General features: G+C 40.2%; 1 pseudogene. It reads right to left on the bottom strand.

The annotated features are described in order from the left end of the window. Positions 1-326, bottom strand: a pseudogene (locus ACH2AZ_RS12535) (IS1182 family transposase); the annotation flags it as partial.

The following is a 326-nucleotide window of genomic DNA, read 5'->3' as shown; positions in this document are numbered from 1 at the left end:
TTTCGTCCTATCGCAGGAATAGCAACCAAGGTGTTTATTCCCAGTTGGTCTGCTATATGAAATTCACTGCCCGTGTGGTATCCTTTATCATAGAGGGCGGTAAACGAACTGGTCCTTAAAATAGATTTTGCCCTTCTAAGCATTATTCCCATTGCTTTCTTATCGTTTTGGTTGCTAAGCTTATAATCTATTAGTAATTTGTATTTGGCATCTACGGTGGTTTGTGCGGTATAACATACTTCGGTAATCATTCCACGCACAATTTGGTGCCTGCTGTCTGGATCTGATGTAGATAATTGCGGGTTTTCTGTACTGGTGTTTTCTTT

The sequence above is a fragment of the uncultured Mesonia sp. genome, from assembly GCA_947499595.1.
Taxonomy (GTDB): domain Bacteria; phylum Bacteroidota; class Bacteroidia; order Flavobacteriales; family Flavobacteriaceae; genus Mesonia; species Mesonia sediminis.
Note: the sequence above shows the minus strand (reverse complement) of the source record. Positions and strands in the feature narration are given on the sequence as shown.